Source organism: Amycolatopsis benzoatilytica AK 16/65 (assembly GCF_000383915.1).
GTDB classification, from domain to species: Bacteria; Actinomycetota; Actinomycetes; order Mycobacteriales; family Pseudonocardiaceae; genus Amycolatopsis; species Amycolatopsis benzoatilytica.
The window spans coordinates 5,877,550-5,890,654 of sequence record NZ_KB912942.1; the positions used below are offsets into that span (position 1 = coordinate 5,877,550).

General features: G+C 69.2%; 11 protein-coding genes. 3 read left to right on the forward strand and 8 right to left on the reverse strand.

The window, feature by feature from the left end:
• Position 1 precedes the first annotated feature (1 nt).
• The 4 genes from AMYBE_RS0127100 to AMYBE_RS0127110 all read right to left on the reverse strand — a co-directional run bounded on the left by AMYBE_RS0127100 (position 2) and on the right by AMYBE_RS0127110 (position 4,094).
• The gene (locus AMYBE_RS0127100) at positions 2-1,423 is read right to left on the reverse strand and encodes a hypothetical protein (RefSeq protein ID WP_020662542.1); all 1,422 of its coding nucleotides are present in this window, start codon (positions 1,421-1,423) and stop codon (positions 2-4) included.
• A 2-nt stretch (positions 1,424-1,425) separates the two neighbouring features.
• Positions 1,426-2,070 carry a DUF3558 domain-containing protein gene (locus AMYBE_RS44230; protein WP_342663907.1) on the reverse strand — a complete coding sequence of 215 codons (645 nt, stop codon included), beginning with the start codon at positions 2,068-2,070 and terminating at the stop codon, positions 1,426-1,428.
• Positions 2,067-2,540, reverse strand: a complete 474-nt coding sequence (locus AMYBE_RS0127105; protein WP_154676308.1) for a hypothetical protein — start codon at positions 2,538-2,540, stop codon at positions 2,067-2,069. The genes AMYBE_RS44230 and AMYBE_RS0127105 overlap by 4 nt, the downstream gene beginning before the upstream one ends.
• Positions 2,541-2,936: 396 nt before the next feature.
• The gene (locus AMYBE_RS0127110; RefSeq protein ID WP_020662544.1) at positions 2,937-4,094 is read right to left on the reverse strand and encodes an acyl-CoA dehydrogenase family protein; all 1,158 of its coding nucleotides are present in this window, start codon (positions 4,092-4,094) and stop codon (positions 2,937-2,939) included.
• A 119-nt stretch (positions 4,095-4,213) separates the two neighbouring features.
• Here AMYBE_RS0127110 and AMYBE_RS0127115 point away from each other — a divergent pair, with 119 nt between their 5' ends.
• Positions 4,214-5,884, forward strand: coding sequence for a class I adenylate-forming enzyme family protein (locus tag AMYBE_RS0127115; protein ID WP_020662545.1), 1,671 nt, complete (start codon positions 4,214-4,216; stop codon positions 5,882-5,884).
• 113 nt (positions 5,885-5,997) lie between these two features.
• On the opposite strand, the gene purE is transcribed toward AMYBE_RS0127115, so the two are convergent.
• The 4 genes from purE to AMYBE_RS0127135 all read right to left on the reverse strand — a co-directional run bounded on the left by purE (position 5,998) and on the right by AMYBE_RS0127135 (position 10,080).
• Positions 5,998-6,495, reverse strand: a complete 498-nt coding sequence (gene purE, locus AMYBE_RS0127120; RefSeq protein WP_020662546.1) for a 5-(carboxyamino)imidazole ribonucleotide mutase — start codon at positions 6,493-6,495, stop codon at positions 5,998-6,000.
• Between the two features lie 11 nt (positions 6,496-6,506).
• On the reverse strand, positions 6,507-7,691 hold the full coding sequence (locus AMYBE_RS0127125; RefSeq protein ID WP_020662547.1) for a 5-(carboxyamino)imidazole ribonucleotide synthase: 1,185 nt from the start codon (positions 7,689-7,691) through the stop codon (positions 6,507-6,509).
• Between the two features lie 96 nt (positions 7,692-7,787).
• On the reverse strand, positions 7,788-9,170 hold the full coding sequence (locus AMYBE_RS42410) for a glycosyltransferase 87 family protein (RefSeq protein WP_051124771.1): 1,383 nt from the start codon (positions 9,168-9,170) through the stop codon (positions 7,788-7,790).
• A gap of 58 nt (positions 9,171-9,228) precedes the next feature.
• Complete coding sequence (locus AMYBE_RS0127135; RefSeq protein WP_027928054.1) at positions 9,229-10,080, reverse strand: hypothetical protein; 852 nt, start codon at positions 10,078-10,080, stop codon at positions 9,229-9,231.
• 252 nt (positions 10,081-10,332) lie between these two features.
• Here AMYBE_RS0127135 and AMYBE_RS0127140 point away from each other — a divergent pair, with 252 nt between their 5' ends.
• Together AMYBE_RS0127140 and AMYBE_RS0127145 are read left to right on the forward strand one after the other, a co-directional pair.
• Positions 10,333-12,591, forward strand: a complete 2,259-nt coding sequence (locus AMYBE_RS0127140) for a sigma-70 family RNA polymerase sigma factor (RefSeq protein ID WP_020662550.1) — start codon at positions 10,333-10,335, stop codon at positions 12,589-12,591.
• Positions 12,592-12,601: 10 nt separating this feature from the next.
• Entirely contained in the window at positions 12,602-13,105 is a 504-nt protein-coding gene (locus AMYBE_RS0127145) for a GtrA family protein (RefSeq protein WP_027928055.1), read from the forward strand.

Consider the following 13,105-nt stretch of genomic DNA (forward strand, 5'->3'; position numbering starts at 1 on the left):
CTCAGCCGCCGATCGTCGGGGGAGTCGGCGGAAGCCCGGTGCGCGGGTCGACGGCCCGCTCGCCGTTCTCGTCTACGAGCGAGAACGCGGAATCGTCGTCCAGCAGGTACTTGCACTGGTGCTCCTTGTCCTCCTCGCCCTTGCCGCCTTTGCCGCCACCGGCCATGCCGCCCATGCCCGGCGCGCCCTTCGCCCCGGCCGCGCCGGCCTTCGCCCCGGCCGCGCCACCGCGCGCCGCGCCTTCCTCAGCGGCTCCAGCTCCAGCGCCTACGCCCGCACCTGCCCCGAGGCGGCCAGCCGCTCCGCCTCCGCCGGTCGGCCCGAACCCGCCGGCGGAGCCGAACCCGCCGGTGGGTCCGAATCCGCCCGAGAACCCAGGCGACCAGCTGTTGCCACCGTTGTTGCCGCTGCTGTTGCTGCTGCCCCCGATCGGTGTCGGCGTCCAGCCAGACCCGCCAACCCGCTCCTGCGACGGCGGCGTCCACCCAGAAGTCTGCGTGTCGTCCGGCGGCCGAAATTCCGGTGGAGTCAACGGCGGATACGTCGGCGGGTGGGTCGGCGGATGCACCGGCGGTGGCACCGGCGGCCCTGGCGGCTCGACAATCCCGATCGGCGGCCGAACCGGCGGCGGCTGCGGCTGATTCGGCGGCTGCGGCGGGTTAGGCGGCTGGGGCGGGTTCCACGAGTCGTCCGTCCCGCCACCCCGCCGCTTCTTCGCATCGACCGGCTCCGGCGGCCGCTGGATCCGGTTCGGGTCGCCGCCCTGGTCGATCTTGAGGTTCTTCCCGTCGAATTCGCTGACCTGGCCGTAACTGTTGTTCAGGCTCTGGCCGTTGGTTTTCGCTTGATCCGCGTACTGCTGATAGCGCTCGACGTTGTGCTGCGCGGCAGCGTTGTACTCGTTGATCTTCTTTTCCGTGTCGGTGTCCCACGGAGTAGCTTGATCCCAAAGATTCTTGTGCGGCGGCGTCGACGGCATGTCCTGCAGCGCGGCCTTCATGTCGTTGTAGCCGTAAGTGGTGTCGACCAGCTTCTGCCCGTTGACGACGTATGCCTGAGCGGAGGTGTCGGACGCGTCGGAAAGGGGTCTCAGCCTGGCTTTGGCGGCATCGGCGCCAGCGCCGGTCCAGACCGATTCCAGCATGGTGGTGATCTGCTGGGCGTCGTCGCTGTTCTGGTTGTGCTCGCGGATCAACTGCTCGACGGTCTGGCTGCCGCTGTCCCAGGACGAGGTGCCGGGCCCCTGCTGAACCTGCTGCACGATGACCGGAGCCGGGACCGCCTGGTCGCCAAGATTTCCTTGGTAAAAGTCGGAGAACCAGCCCCCGACGTCTTTGATCCGGTCGTTGACCCAGTTGTCGGCGTCCTCGATCCGGTCGCCGACCCATTTGACGCCGTCTCCGACGAAATCGAACCAGCCCATGATCAGGAACCTGCCTTTTGCTTCAGGTTTCCGATGACCATGTCCGCAGCTTTTCCGGCCGCCTCGCAGGGATCCGTATTCGAACTGACCTTGGCCGGACTCAGGTTGACAGAAATCGCAACCACCTGCCGGTCACTAATCCCGACACTGATCTGACAAAAGGACTTCGAGCCACCGTTGCCGTAAGTAGAGTGAGCAACCGCCGGAAGCCCCATGATCAACGGAAGCGGACGCCAGACCGTAGCCTGCGGCTTCGTGTTCGAGTAAACCGCACTCAACCCATCGGAGACTTTTGTTGCATACAACACGCTGACGCCTGCGCCGACGTCACTGTTGATCCAGTGACACTGGGGACCTAACGCCGCCTGGTCGTCATGATCCCCCGGCAGCTCTTTCGAGAGAAGCTTTTCCACCTGCGCCGAGGTAAGAGCGCCATCGCAAGGATGCCCCGACACCACCGAATCCGGTAACGGATCCTGCACCTTAGGCGCTCCCGCGTACGGAAGAGTCTTAGCCGGTGGAGCTGAAGATGTCGCCGCCTCAACTGCCGCGGAAGCATGCCCCGCAGCTGAGCCACCTGAGCACCCCGCGACCATCACCGAGACGGCCACAACTCCAGCGGCGAACCAAACGCGCGTCGATTTCATCCGACAATCCCCGACCCTGGACCGGTTTTTCCAGCCCTGGCCATATCCGAGGCAGCCTGGCCGTCCGACTCTTGAACAATTCCCATGGCCGTCTCGAGACGGCCTATAAGTTCCACCATGTAATCGTGCATACGTTCGTTGGAATCCTTGCCAGCAGCAAACGTCCCGACCGCCTGCTGATTGAATCCGATGCTGCCCGGATCCTGCGCCGGCGGAGTAAGCATTGTCAGCGACTCAGCGTTCGTCTTCATCCTGATCGTATTGTCGCGGAGCCGCCTAGCCCGTTCCAGCAACGAGCGCGCCTCGTCCGGACTCAGCGTGAACCCTGCCCCCGCCTTTGTCGCAGCAGCGACGTCGGCGGCGTCCGATAAAGTCTTCTGAGCGGCCGCCGCGACACCGACAACGTTGAACTGCAGTCCAGTCAGCCAGCCGGCCGCCTCCGAAGTCTTGCCCAACACGCCCTCGGCCATGCCCACCCTCCCGTGCGCCGCCATACCGCCACCAGCCGCGGAAACAAGCCTGGTGCCCCACCCGGGTTTACTCTAGCCAACCGAACAGCACAGAACGAGCGAAACGCCCCAACTCGCCCATCAGATTGAACAGCCACCTTCACCTGTCGCGCAGAGACGCCGCTCAGGCGCGCCCGCCCCTCGGACCGGCAGGTTGGCCCGTGGTCGGACTGCCAGGATGACTGGTGCGTTCACACAGCGCGACGGCGCATGCCCGCATTGAGCAGTCTCATGCCACGGGAGCATCGAGCCCGCCTGCACCGGGTCGACTCCCCACTGCATGACGGTCGCCAGCAAGCCGAGCGCATACAAAAGCCCCGTCGCCCGAAACCAGGCGACGGGGCTCCTGTCAAAACCTCAGCCCTTCAGCAGGGCCCGGGCCATCACCATCTTCTGAATCTGGTTCGTGCCCTCATAGATCTGCGTGATCTTCGCGTCCCGCATCATCCGCTCGACCGGGAAGTCCCTCGTGTACCCCGCCCCGCCGAACAGCTGGACGGCGTCGGTCGTCACCGACATCGCGACATCCGACGCGTATGCCTTGGCCGCCGAAGCGATGAATCCGGCCCGCTTGTCGCCCCGTTCCGAGGCCGCCGCCGAGGTGTACACCAGGTGACGTGCGGCTTCGATCTTCATTCCCATGTCGGCCAGCATGAACTGCACGCCTTGGAAATCGGCGATCGCCTTGCCGAACTGCTTGCGTTCCTTGACGTACGCGATCGCCGCGTCCAGGGCGCCTTGGGCGATTCCCAATGCCTGTGCGCCGATGGTCGGACGGGTGTGGTCCAGGGTGCGCAGCGCCGTCTTCAAGCCGGTGCCCGGTTCGCCGATGATCCGGTCGGCCGGAATGGTGCAGTTCTCGAAGTAGATCTCCCGGGTCGGCGAGCCCTTGATGCCGAGCTTCTTTTCCTTCGGTCCCACCGAAAAGCCCGGGTCGTCCTTGTGCACGACGAACGCCGAAATGCCGTTGGCCTTCTTCTCCGCGTCCGGATCGGTCACCGCCATCACCGTGTACCAGGACGATTCGCCCGCGTTGGTGATCCAGCACTTGGTTCCGTTGAGCACCCAGTGGTCGCCGTCGAGGCGGGCGCGGGTGCGCATCGACGCGGTGTCCGAGCCGGCTTCTCGCTCCGACAGCGCGTATGACGCCGATGCCTCGCCCGCCGCGATCGACGGCAGGACCAGCTTCTTCAGGTCCTCCGAACCGGACAGGATGATCGGCTGCGTGCCCAGCTTGTTGACCGCCGGGATCAGCGACGCCGACGCGTCGACTCGCGCGACCTCTTCGATCACGATGCAGGCGCCGATCGCGTCCGCGCCCTGGCCGTCGTACTTCTCGGCGATGTGGACGGCGTTGAAGCCGGCCTTCACCAGAGCCTGATTCGCCTCGACCGGGTAGCGCTCCTGCTCGTCGACCTCCGCCGCGTACGGCGCGATCTCCTTCTCGGCGAGAGCCCGGACCGCGGCCCGCAGTTCCTCGTGCTCCTCGGCCAGCTGATACAGGCCCTCGGCCACGTTCAGTCACCTCTTCTGCAGCAAAACGGGAGAAAGTCCCCCGATGTTAACCCGCGTTCACTGCGATCGCGCCCGCTCGCTCCTTGTGTCTTCGGCCTCAGCGTTCGTAAGGTCGGGTGATGGCCGTCACTGCGTCGTCACCGCCGCCCGGATTGCCCGCTTCCCTCGACTACCCGGAGGTGCCCGTCGGGTCCCTGTTAGCCGGGTCGGCGGCTCGCTACGGCGACCGCACCGCGTTCGCGATGGGCGACGAGCAGCTCACTTTCGCCCAAACGTGGCTCGCTGCCTGCCAGTTCGCGCACGCGTTGCGCGCACGCGGCATCGGTCGCGGGGACGTGGTCGCGATCCATCTGCCGAACTGTCTCGCGTATCCGATCGCCTACTACGGCATCCTGCTGGCCGGCGCGACGTTCAGCCCGACGAACCCGCTGCTCCCGCCCGACGATCTCGCCTTCCAGCTCACCGACTGCGAGGCTGCCGCGGTGGTCACTTTCGGGCCGGTCGCGGGCACTCTCGCGGCGGTCGCCGACCGCATCCCGGCGCAGCTCACGATCGTCGTGGCACCCGCCGGCGAGCTGGTCGAGGGGAGCGTGGAGTTCCGCGAGTTCTTCGCCGGACAGCCCGCCACCCGGCCGGAGGTCGCCGTGGACGTGGACGATCTCGCCCACCTCGCCTACACCGGCGGCACCACGGGACGCTCCAAGGGCGTCGAGCTCACCCACCGCAACGTCGTCACGAACACGCTCCAGCACACCTGCTGGTCGACCGGTTCCGTGCCCGCGCTCGACGCGAACGGCGACCTGACGATCGACCAGATCGGCAGCCCGGACGAATGGCCGACACGGCTCGGCACCAGCGTCGGGATCAACCTGACGCCGTGGTTCCACGCGATGGGCGTGATCGCCGGGCTCAACGGCCCGCTGCTGGCCGGCGGGACGACCGTGCTGCACGCCCGGTTCGACCCGGTCGCATACGTCGCGGACGCCGAACGGCTGCAGGTCACCACCATCGGCGGCGCGCCCGCACTGTTCGCGGCACTGCTGGCGACGCCCTCGTTCCACACCGCCGACCTGTCCTCGGTGCGCGGCATCGGCTCCGGCGCGGCTCCGATGAGCCACGAGATGATTCGCGCGCTGCACCAACGGTTTCCGGACGTCGTGATCGCTGAGGGCTACGGGCTCACCGAGGTGACGATGGGCGCGGTGATCTCGCCCAGCTACCGGTCCGGCCTGCGCAAGGTCGGTTCCGTCGGCGGGCCGATCTTCGACACCGAGGTGAAAGTGGTCGCCGACGGCAGCGAGGAACCGTTGCCGGCCGGACAGGAAGGCGAGGTATGCCTGCGCGGGCCGCAGCTGATGCGCGGGTACCGCAACCGTCCGGAGGAGACCGCCGCCGCGCTGGTCGACGGGTGGCTGCACACCGGCGACATCGGCGTTCTCGACGACGACGGCTACCTGTCCATTGTGGATCGCAAAAAGGACATGTTGCTGTACAAGGGTTACAACGTCTTCCCGCGCGAGCTGGAGGAACTGCTGAGCGCGACGCCCGGCGTCCTGTCCGCGGCGGTGGTCGGCCGGCCGAACCCCGAGGTCGGCGAGCTGCCGGTGGCGTTCGTCGTCCAGCGCCCGGACGCGACGCTGGATGCCGACCAGCTGATGGCGGCGGTGAACGAGAAGGTGCTGCCGTACAAACGCTTGCGGGAGCTGCACTTCGTGGCGGAGATCCCGGTTTCCGCGGCGGGCAAGGTCTTGAAGCGCGAGTTGCGAAAGCAGCTGCCCGACCCAGCCTGACCGTCCGTGAAGGGCCCCTTGCGAGACGTGACTTCCGTGAAGGGCCCCTTGAGGGACTTAGATTCCCTGGAGGGGCCCTTCACGGACGTTCAAGGCAGGTGTCGGCGAGCGAGTTACTTACCGGCCTTCTCGCGCAGCTTCGCGTCCTTCTCGAGCACCAGCCGCTCCAGGTCCTCCTGGAACTGCGCCACCTTCGCCTGCAGCTGCAGATCACCGGCGGCAAGAATCCGGACCGCGAGCAAACCCGCGTTCCGCGCCCCGCCGACGGACACTGTCGCGACCGGGATGCCGGCCGGCATCTGCACGATCGACAGCAGCGAGTCCATCCCGTCCAGGTACTTCAGCGGGACCGGCACGCCGATCACCGGCAGCACCGTCGCCGACGCGACCATGCCGGGCAGGTGCGCCGCGCCGCCCGCGCCGGCGATGATCGCCCGGATGCCGCGGTCGGCCGCGGACTTCGCGTAGTCCAGCATCCGCTGCGGAGTGCGGTGCGCCGAATAGACGCCGACCTCGTACTCGACGCCGAACTCGTCCAGCGCGGCTCCGGCGGCCTCCATCACCGGCCAGTCGGAGTCGCTGCCCATGATCAAGCCGACCTGCGGTGCCATTGTGCTCCTCTTCAGTGGATCTCGTAGCCGTCGAGCCAGACGGCGTGGGACAGCCAGTGCGCGGACAGCAGCGCGCGGTTGCGCAGATCGTCCATGCGTTCGCCGAAGAAGTTGACGTGCCCGAGCTTGCGGCCGGGCCGGTCCTGCTTTCCGTACAGGTGGAGCTTCGCCTCGGGGAACCGCGCGAACAGGTGGTGCACGCGCTCGTCCGGGCTCATCTGCGGCGATACGTCCGCGCCGAGCACGTTCGCCATCACGCACGCCGGCGCGATCAGGTCGGTGCGGCCCAGCGGGTAGTCGAGGACGCCGCGCAGGTGCTGTTCGAACTGCGACGTGCGGGACCCGTCCATCGTCCAGTGCCCGGAGTTGTGCGGGCGCATCGCCAGCTCGTTGACCAGCAGCCCGGTCTCGGTCTCGAACAGCTCGACCGCGAGCAGCCCGGTGACGTCCAGCGTGGCCGCGATCCGCAGCGCCAGCTCCTGCGCCTCGTGCACCCGCGCCTCGGACAGCCCCGGGGCCGGCGCGAGGACCTCGGTGTTGATGCCCGCCGTCTGCACGGTCTCGACCACCGGGTACGCCGCGCCCTGGCCGAACGGCGAGCGGGCGACCAGCGCCGCCAGCTCGCGCTTCATCGCCACCTTCTCCTCGACCAGCAGCTCGGTGCCGGCTTCGAGCAGTTCGGGGATCGTCTCGCGCGCCTGCTGTGCGGTGTCCAGCATCCAGACGCCGCGACCGTCGTACCCGCCGCGCGACGCCTTCAGCACCACCGGCCAGCCATGCTCGTCGCCGAACGCCACCGCGTCCTCCACAGTGGACACTTCGGCGAACGCCGGGCCGGGCACGCCGAGCCCGGCCATCATCTCGCGCATCACGAGCTTGTTCTGCGCGAATCCGAGCGCAGTCGGCGCGGGCCGGACGACGAAGCCTTCGGTGACAAGGGTCAGCAGGTGCTCGCCGGGCACGTGCTCGTGGTCGAAGGTGACCACGTCGACCTGCTTGGCGAACTCCCGCAGCGCTTCGAGATCGGTGTGGTGGCCGATCACGACGTCGCTGGCGATCAGCGCCGCCGCGTCGCCTTCGTTGGCCGCCAGCACTTTCAGCGACTGGCCGAGGGAGATCGCCGCCTGCTGTGTCATGCGGGCGAGCTGCCCGCCGCCCACCATGCCGACGACGGGGAGACCGGTACGTTTGTCCATAGCGGTCCCCAGGTTACTGGGCGGCCCCCGGCGGACCTGCGGCAACCTGCCCGTTCGGCTCGGCGATCCGCTGACTCGCGGCGGAGCGGCGGATCGCTATCGAGCCGGACCGGCGGCGTCGGCCACCGCGAGATCGTCCGGCTCCGGGTCCCCCGTCGCCGCGGCCCGGTTGCGCGCCCGCCGCTGCAGCCCCCAGCGCAGGAACAGCGCCGCACCCAGCACCACCGGCATCAGGATGTACGCGTCGCCGAGGATGTTCTGCCACACCTTCCAGTGCAGCTCCACGTTCCGGCCGTTCGGCAGGATCAGCAGCACGCAACTGATGAACACGAACGCCACCAGGAACGTGCCCAGCCACCGCTTCCACGCGGTCGCCGGAGTGGTCTTCGGCAGCCGGGACACCAGCAGGACGACCAGCGGCACCACCCACACCCAGTGATGCGTCCAGGAGATCGGCGACATCAGCAGCGTCCAGAACGCGGTGACCAGCAGGGCGGCCAGCGCCTGGCCGCGGCGGTGGAAACGGAACATCAGCCAGAGCGCCGGGATGGCCAGCAACAGGCCGATGACCATCGCCACGCTCGACGCCCACGGCGCGAGGTCGGTGGCCCGGTTCATCAACGCGCTCAGCGACTGGTTGCCCGCCCAGTGCACCGGGCCGATCCGGCCGGTGTCCGGCAGCGTCTGGGTCCAGTACTTCCAGGCGTCGTGCGGGTTGATCGCGAACATCAGCGCCTGCAGGCCGAAGAACGTCGCGAGGCCGCGCAGCGCGTCCTTCCAGCGCCCGGTGACCAGCAGATGTCCGAGGAACACCAGCGGCGTCAGCTTGATCGCGGCCGCCACGCCGACCAGAATGCCGCCCCAGCGGCTGCCGCGGGCGCCGAGAACCAGCATGTCGACCAGGATCATCGCCATCAGGATGATGTTGATCTGGCCCAGGAAGGTCGTCCGCCATACCGGCTCGAACCCGAGGAAGACCAGGAAGAACACCAGCGTGGAGCGGGCCGGCGAGGCCCACCAGCGCGGACCGTCCGCGGCGGGCTTGGGCAACGCGCCGATCGCGACCCGCACCGACAGGGCGAGCGCGAGCATCGACACCGCGGTGAGCATTCCCCAGGACAGCTGCACCGGCAGGACCGCGAGCGGCGCGAAGAACAGCGCCGCCGTCGGCGGGTACGTGAACGGCAACAGCGCCCAGCCGGGTTCAGTGGGCAGCGTGTTCGCGTCGTACAGGTTGTCGCCGTGCAGCAGCTGCAGCGCGCCGGCGCGGTAGACCGCGCTGTCCACGCCGAGGTTCCACTCGTGCTTCCAGCCCCAGATGCTGACCGCGATCGCCAGCAGCGGCATCACGGAGAGGATCAAGATCGACCGCGGGCGCACCGACAGCCGGGCCAAAGATCGGCGCAAGGCCAGCCGCGGCTGTGCCGCGGGACTCGCCGGAGCTTCGCTGTCGGCAGCGGAGGGTACGGTCCTGGTCACCGCACCAGGAAATCATGAACCCGGCTCTGCGGGTCGGCAAGGGGGGCTGCGGGGCTGATCAGCCGCGCGCCAATTCGGTCAGAAGTTCACAGGCCCGGTCGTGCGTGCCGGGCAATCGCACGGCCGAGACGAGCGGGCGGGCGACGTCGCGCAGCTGCGGGTCCACCGAGAGCCGCTCGTTGAGCGCCCTGCGCAGCGCGACTCCGCGAGTGGCCAGCCGTTCGTTGCGTTCGGCCAGCACCGCGACCGCGGACGGGCCGATGGTGGCGTAGCACTCACCGGTGTCGAAGACCGCACGGATGGCGTCCGCGGCCAGGATCATCGCGGTCAGCCTCGGCCAGCCGGACACCGCGCTCAGGTCGAGCGAGACGGTCAGCAGCACGTGCGCGTCGCCGGCCTCGCCGCGGTAGACCTCGCCGAGCCGGGTCCGCAGGTACGCGGCGGACGGCAGGCCGGTCAGCGGATCGGTCACTTCGGTGTGCACCAGCTGGTCGGTCGCCACGTCTGCCCAGGCGACCGCGGTCACGCGCAGCAGCCGGGCCGGCGTGGCGTCCACGTCCGGCGCGACGAAGCCGTCGACCGCGTCCGGATCGGCCAGCACCGCGTGCAAAGCCGCCAGGTCGGACAATGTTTCCTCCAGTCCGGCCCCGGCCGCGGCCCGGGCTCTGCCAAGACCGGCCAGCGCGGTCTCCGCCCCTGCCGCGCCATGTCGCACGACAGCCGCGCACACCGCGTCGACCTCAGGAAGTGCCCAGTCGCTCGGGAAGCGCCAGCCGGCCGCTAAGCTGGCCGTGCGCCAGCGGGCCCGCAATGCCCGCAGATGGCGGTCCCGCTCGAACCTCGCCCGCACCTCGTCCCCCGACGAAGCGCCAGCGGAGCCGGACTGCGCCCCGGTAGCCGGTACGTCCACCGAACCCCCAGCTCCTTCCGGTCCGTGTCGATCTTGTCCCCATGTACGGATGGGACGCGGCGACCCCCAGCGCGTGACGCGTTTTCCGCGACCTTTTTCGGCCCGATCGCAGAACGCCGGGTGAACTTGCTGCTCCTGCCGTGGCATGACGAGGACCGCGGCGTGACGGGGGTCGCCGCATCCGTCACACTTGGTGTTCGTTGTATGGAGTAATCGCATGGCGTCCGCCGCGCGCGCAGCCTAAGGAGCCCCGTGTCCACCGTTCCCGCCGACCTCTCCGGTAAGAGCGATGCCGAGCTGATCTCTGAGGTGCGCGCGGGAAAGATCGCGTCCTACGGTCCGCTCTACGAACGACACAGCGGCGCCGCGCACAACCTCGCCCGCCAGCTCGCGCGGTCCAGCTCCGAAGCCGACGACCTGGTGTCCGAGGCGTTCTCGAAGGTGCTGGACACGCTGCGCGGCGGGAAGGGCCCAGACAGTGCCTTCCGCGCGTACTTGCTCACCGCGCTGCGGCACACCGCCTACGACAAAACCCGCCGGGACCGGCGGATCGACCTGAACGAAGACATGAGCGACGTCGGCGGGGCCGCCGGCGAAGCGCTCACCGTGCCGTTCTCCGACACCGCGGTCGCCGGCCTGGAGCGGACGATGGCCGCGAAGGCGTTCGCCCGGCTTCCGGAGCGCTGGCAGGCCGTCCTGTGGCACACCGAGATCGAGCAGCAGAGCCCGGCCGAGGTCGCGCCGCTGCTCGGACTGACCGCGAACGGCGTGTCCGCGCTCGCCTACCGCGCCCGGGAGGGTCTGCGGCAGGCGTATCTGCAGGTCCACCTGCAGGAGAACTCCGCGGACCGGTGCCGCGCGACGGCCGAGCGGCTCGGCGCGTGGACGCGCGACGGCCTGTCCAAGCGCGAACGCGCACAGGTGGAGAGCCATCTGGACGAATGCGACAACTGCCGGACCCTGGCGGCCGAACTGGCCGACGTCAATGGCGGTCTGCGCGCGATCATCGCCCCGATCGTCCTGGGCGGTGCCGCTCTGGGCTACCTGGCCACGATCGGCGCGGGCAAAGCGAGCGCCGCCGCGGCCGCTGCCTCGGCCGCCAGTGCCGGTGCGGCCGCCGCGGGGGGCGCCAAGGCCGGTGCGGCGGCAGCCGCGTCCGCGCCGCGGCAGTTCGCCGGCGTCGCGATGTCCGGTGCCGCGATGGTGGCCGCGGTCGCCGTCGCGCTGGCCGCCGGCGGCGGCCAGCAGAGCATCCCGACCGCACAGGAGGCACCCGCGGCGGCACCCGCTCCCGCGCCGAAGCCCAACAACCCCCCGGCCCCGCCGGCCGCGCCCCCGGCCCCGCCCGCTCAGCCCGCGCCGCCCGCAGTGGCTCCTCCTGCCGCGCCGCCCGCGTCCCCACCCGCCCCAGGCCAGACGCCGCCGGCGCCAGCGCAGCCGCAGCTGTCCGCGACGTTGCCGCCCGGCGGCCTCGAGCTGCAGCCCGGCGGCGCACCGGTGACGCTGCCGATCACGGTGCGCAACACCGGCGGCACGGTGTCCGACCCGGTCCAAGCCACGCTGAACCTCCCGTCCGGTGTCGAAGCGGTCCCGGCCGGCGGTGGCGGCGGCGCGGTCGGCACGTTCTCGGCCGAGGCCGCGACGCAGTCCGGGCCGATTCAGGTGTCGTGCCCCGGCGGCACCGGCACCGTCACCTGCAAGTCCGGTTCTGGCCTGCAGCCAGGCCAGTCCGCGGTGCTGATGTTCCGGCTGAAGGCGAACGAAGACGCGAAGACCGGCACGGTGACCGGTTCGGTCAGTGCGGGCGCAGCGGTGAACGTCACCGTCAGCGTCCAGGTGAAGGTGAAGGAGAAGGCCCCGAAGGACGCGCTGGCGCTGTCCGCCGAAGCGCACGGAGTGCCGTGGAAGCTGCGTCCGCTGGTCGAAATCCACGTGCAGAACACCGGCGAGAGCTCGAAGCCGGTCACCATCACCGTCGACCACGCCACCATGGGGCACTGGAGCTTCAAGCAGTTCCAGTGCAGCGGTCCCGGCTCGAACTTGACCTGTACCAGCGTCCAGCCGCTTGCTCCGGGCGAGCGGGCGACGCTGTGGGTGATCGTGGACCGGCACCTGGGCGAAGGCCCGCTCACGGTGACCGTCGACGCGACGCTCGGCTCGTTCTCCGCCGCGCCGGTGCCGGTGGACCTGGGCTGCTGGTTGACCTGCCACGACCCGACAGTCGTCTCCGATCCGCCTGGGGCGCCGACCCTGTCGACCACCTCGGTCCCGTCGTCGGCACCGTCGAAGAGCCGTCCGCCGCGGCACACGCCGGCCAAGCCGAACCAGAGCAGCGTCCCTCCGTCGTCCTCGGCGGACGAGACGCCGGACCCGACCCCGGACAGCCCGGCTCTCACCACCAGCGCGCCGCCGGCCCCGCCGAGCCCGAAGAAGCCCGGAAAGTCCGATAACCAGGACCAACGCCTGCCGGCGCTGGAACCCCGAGGCGCCTTCGGCTGGTTCTCGGAGTAGCGTCCGAGAAGTGCGAGAGCTCCTGGCGAGACACCGTGAGCTGATCCGGTTCGCCATAGTGGGCGGTGCCAGCTTCGTGATCACGATGGCGGTCACGTACGGGCTGAAGTTCACCGTGCTCCGGACTAACCCGGTCACCGCGCTGATCGTCGGCGTGCTGGTCGCCACGATCTTTTCCTACGTCGCCAACCGCGAATGGGCTTTCCGCACTCGCGGCGGACGGGAGCGCGCGCACGAGGCCGCGCTGTTCTTCGTGATCAGCGGCATCGCGCTGGGGCTGAACGCGCTGCCGCAGTGGCTTTCCCGTTACGCACTGCACTTGCAGGTGCCACAGGTGAGCCTGCTCGGGCAGGAAGTCGCGGACTTCGTGAGCGGAATGATCATCGGCACCCTGCTCGGAACCCTGTTTCGCTGGTGGGCGTTCAAGAAGTGGGTCTTCCCCGCCGAAGGCGCCCGGATCCCGGCTCGGGAAACGCGGGAAAACCCGGATATTCCGGACCGGAAAGCCGCCTGA

Excerpts from the sequence above, each read along its gene's own strand:
- AMYBE_RS0127100 (WP_020662542.1), bottom strand. The coding sequence starts at position 1,423 with ATGGGCTGGTTCGATTTCGTCGGAGACGGCGTCAAATGGGTCGGCGAC.
- AMYBE_RS44230 (WP_342663907.1), bottom strand. The coding sequence starts at position 2,070 with ATGAAATCGACGCGCGTTTGGTTCGCCGCTGGAGTTGTGGCCGTCTCG.
- AMYBE_RS0127105 (WP_154676308.1), bottom strand. The coding sequence starts at position 2,540 with ATGGCCGAGGGCGTGTTGGGCAAGACTTCGGAGGCGGCCGGCTGGCTG.
- AMYBE_RS0127115 (WP_020662545.1), top strand. The coding sequence starts at position 4,214 with ATGGCCGTCACTGCGTCGTCACCGCCGCCCGGATTGCCCGCTTCCCTC.
- purE (WP_020662546.1), bottom strand. The coding sequence starts at position 6,495 with ATGGCACCGCAGGTCGGCTTGATCATGGGCAGCGACTCCGACTGGCCG.
- AMYBE_RS0127125 (WP_020662547.1), bottom strand. The coding sequence starts at position 7,691 with ATGGACAAACGTACCGGTCTCCCCGTCGTCGGCATGGTGGGCGGCGGG.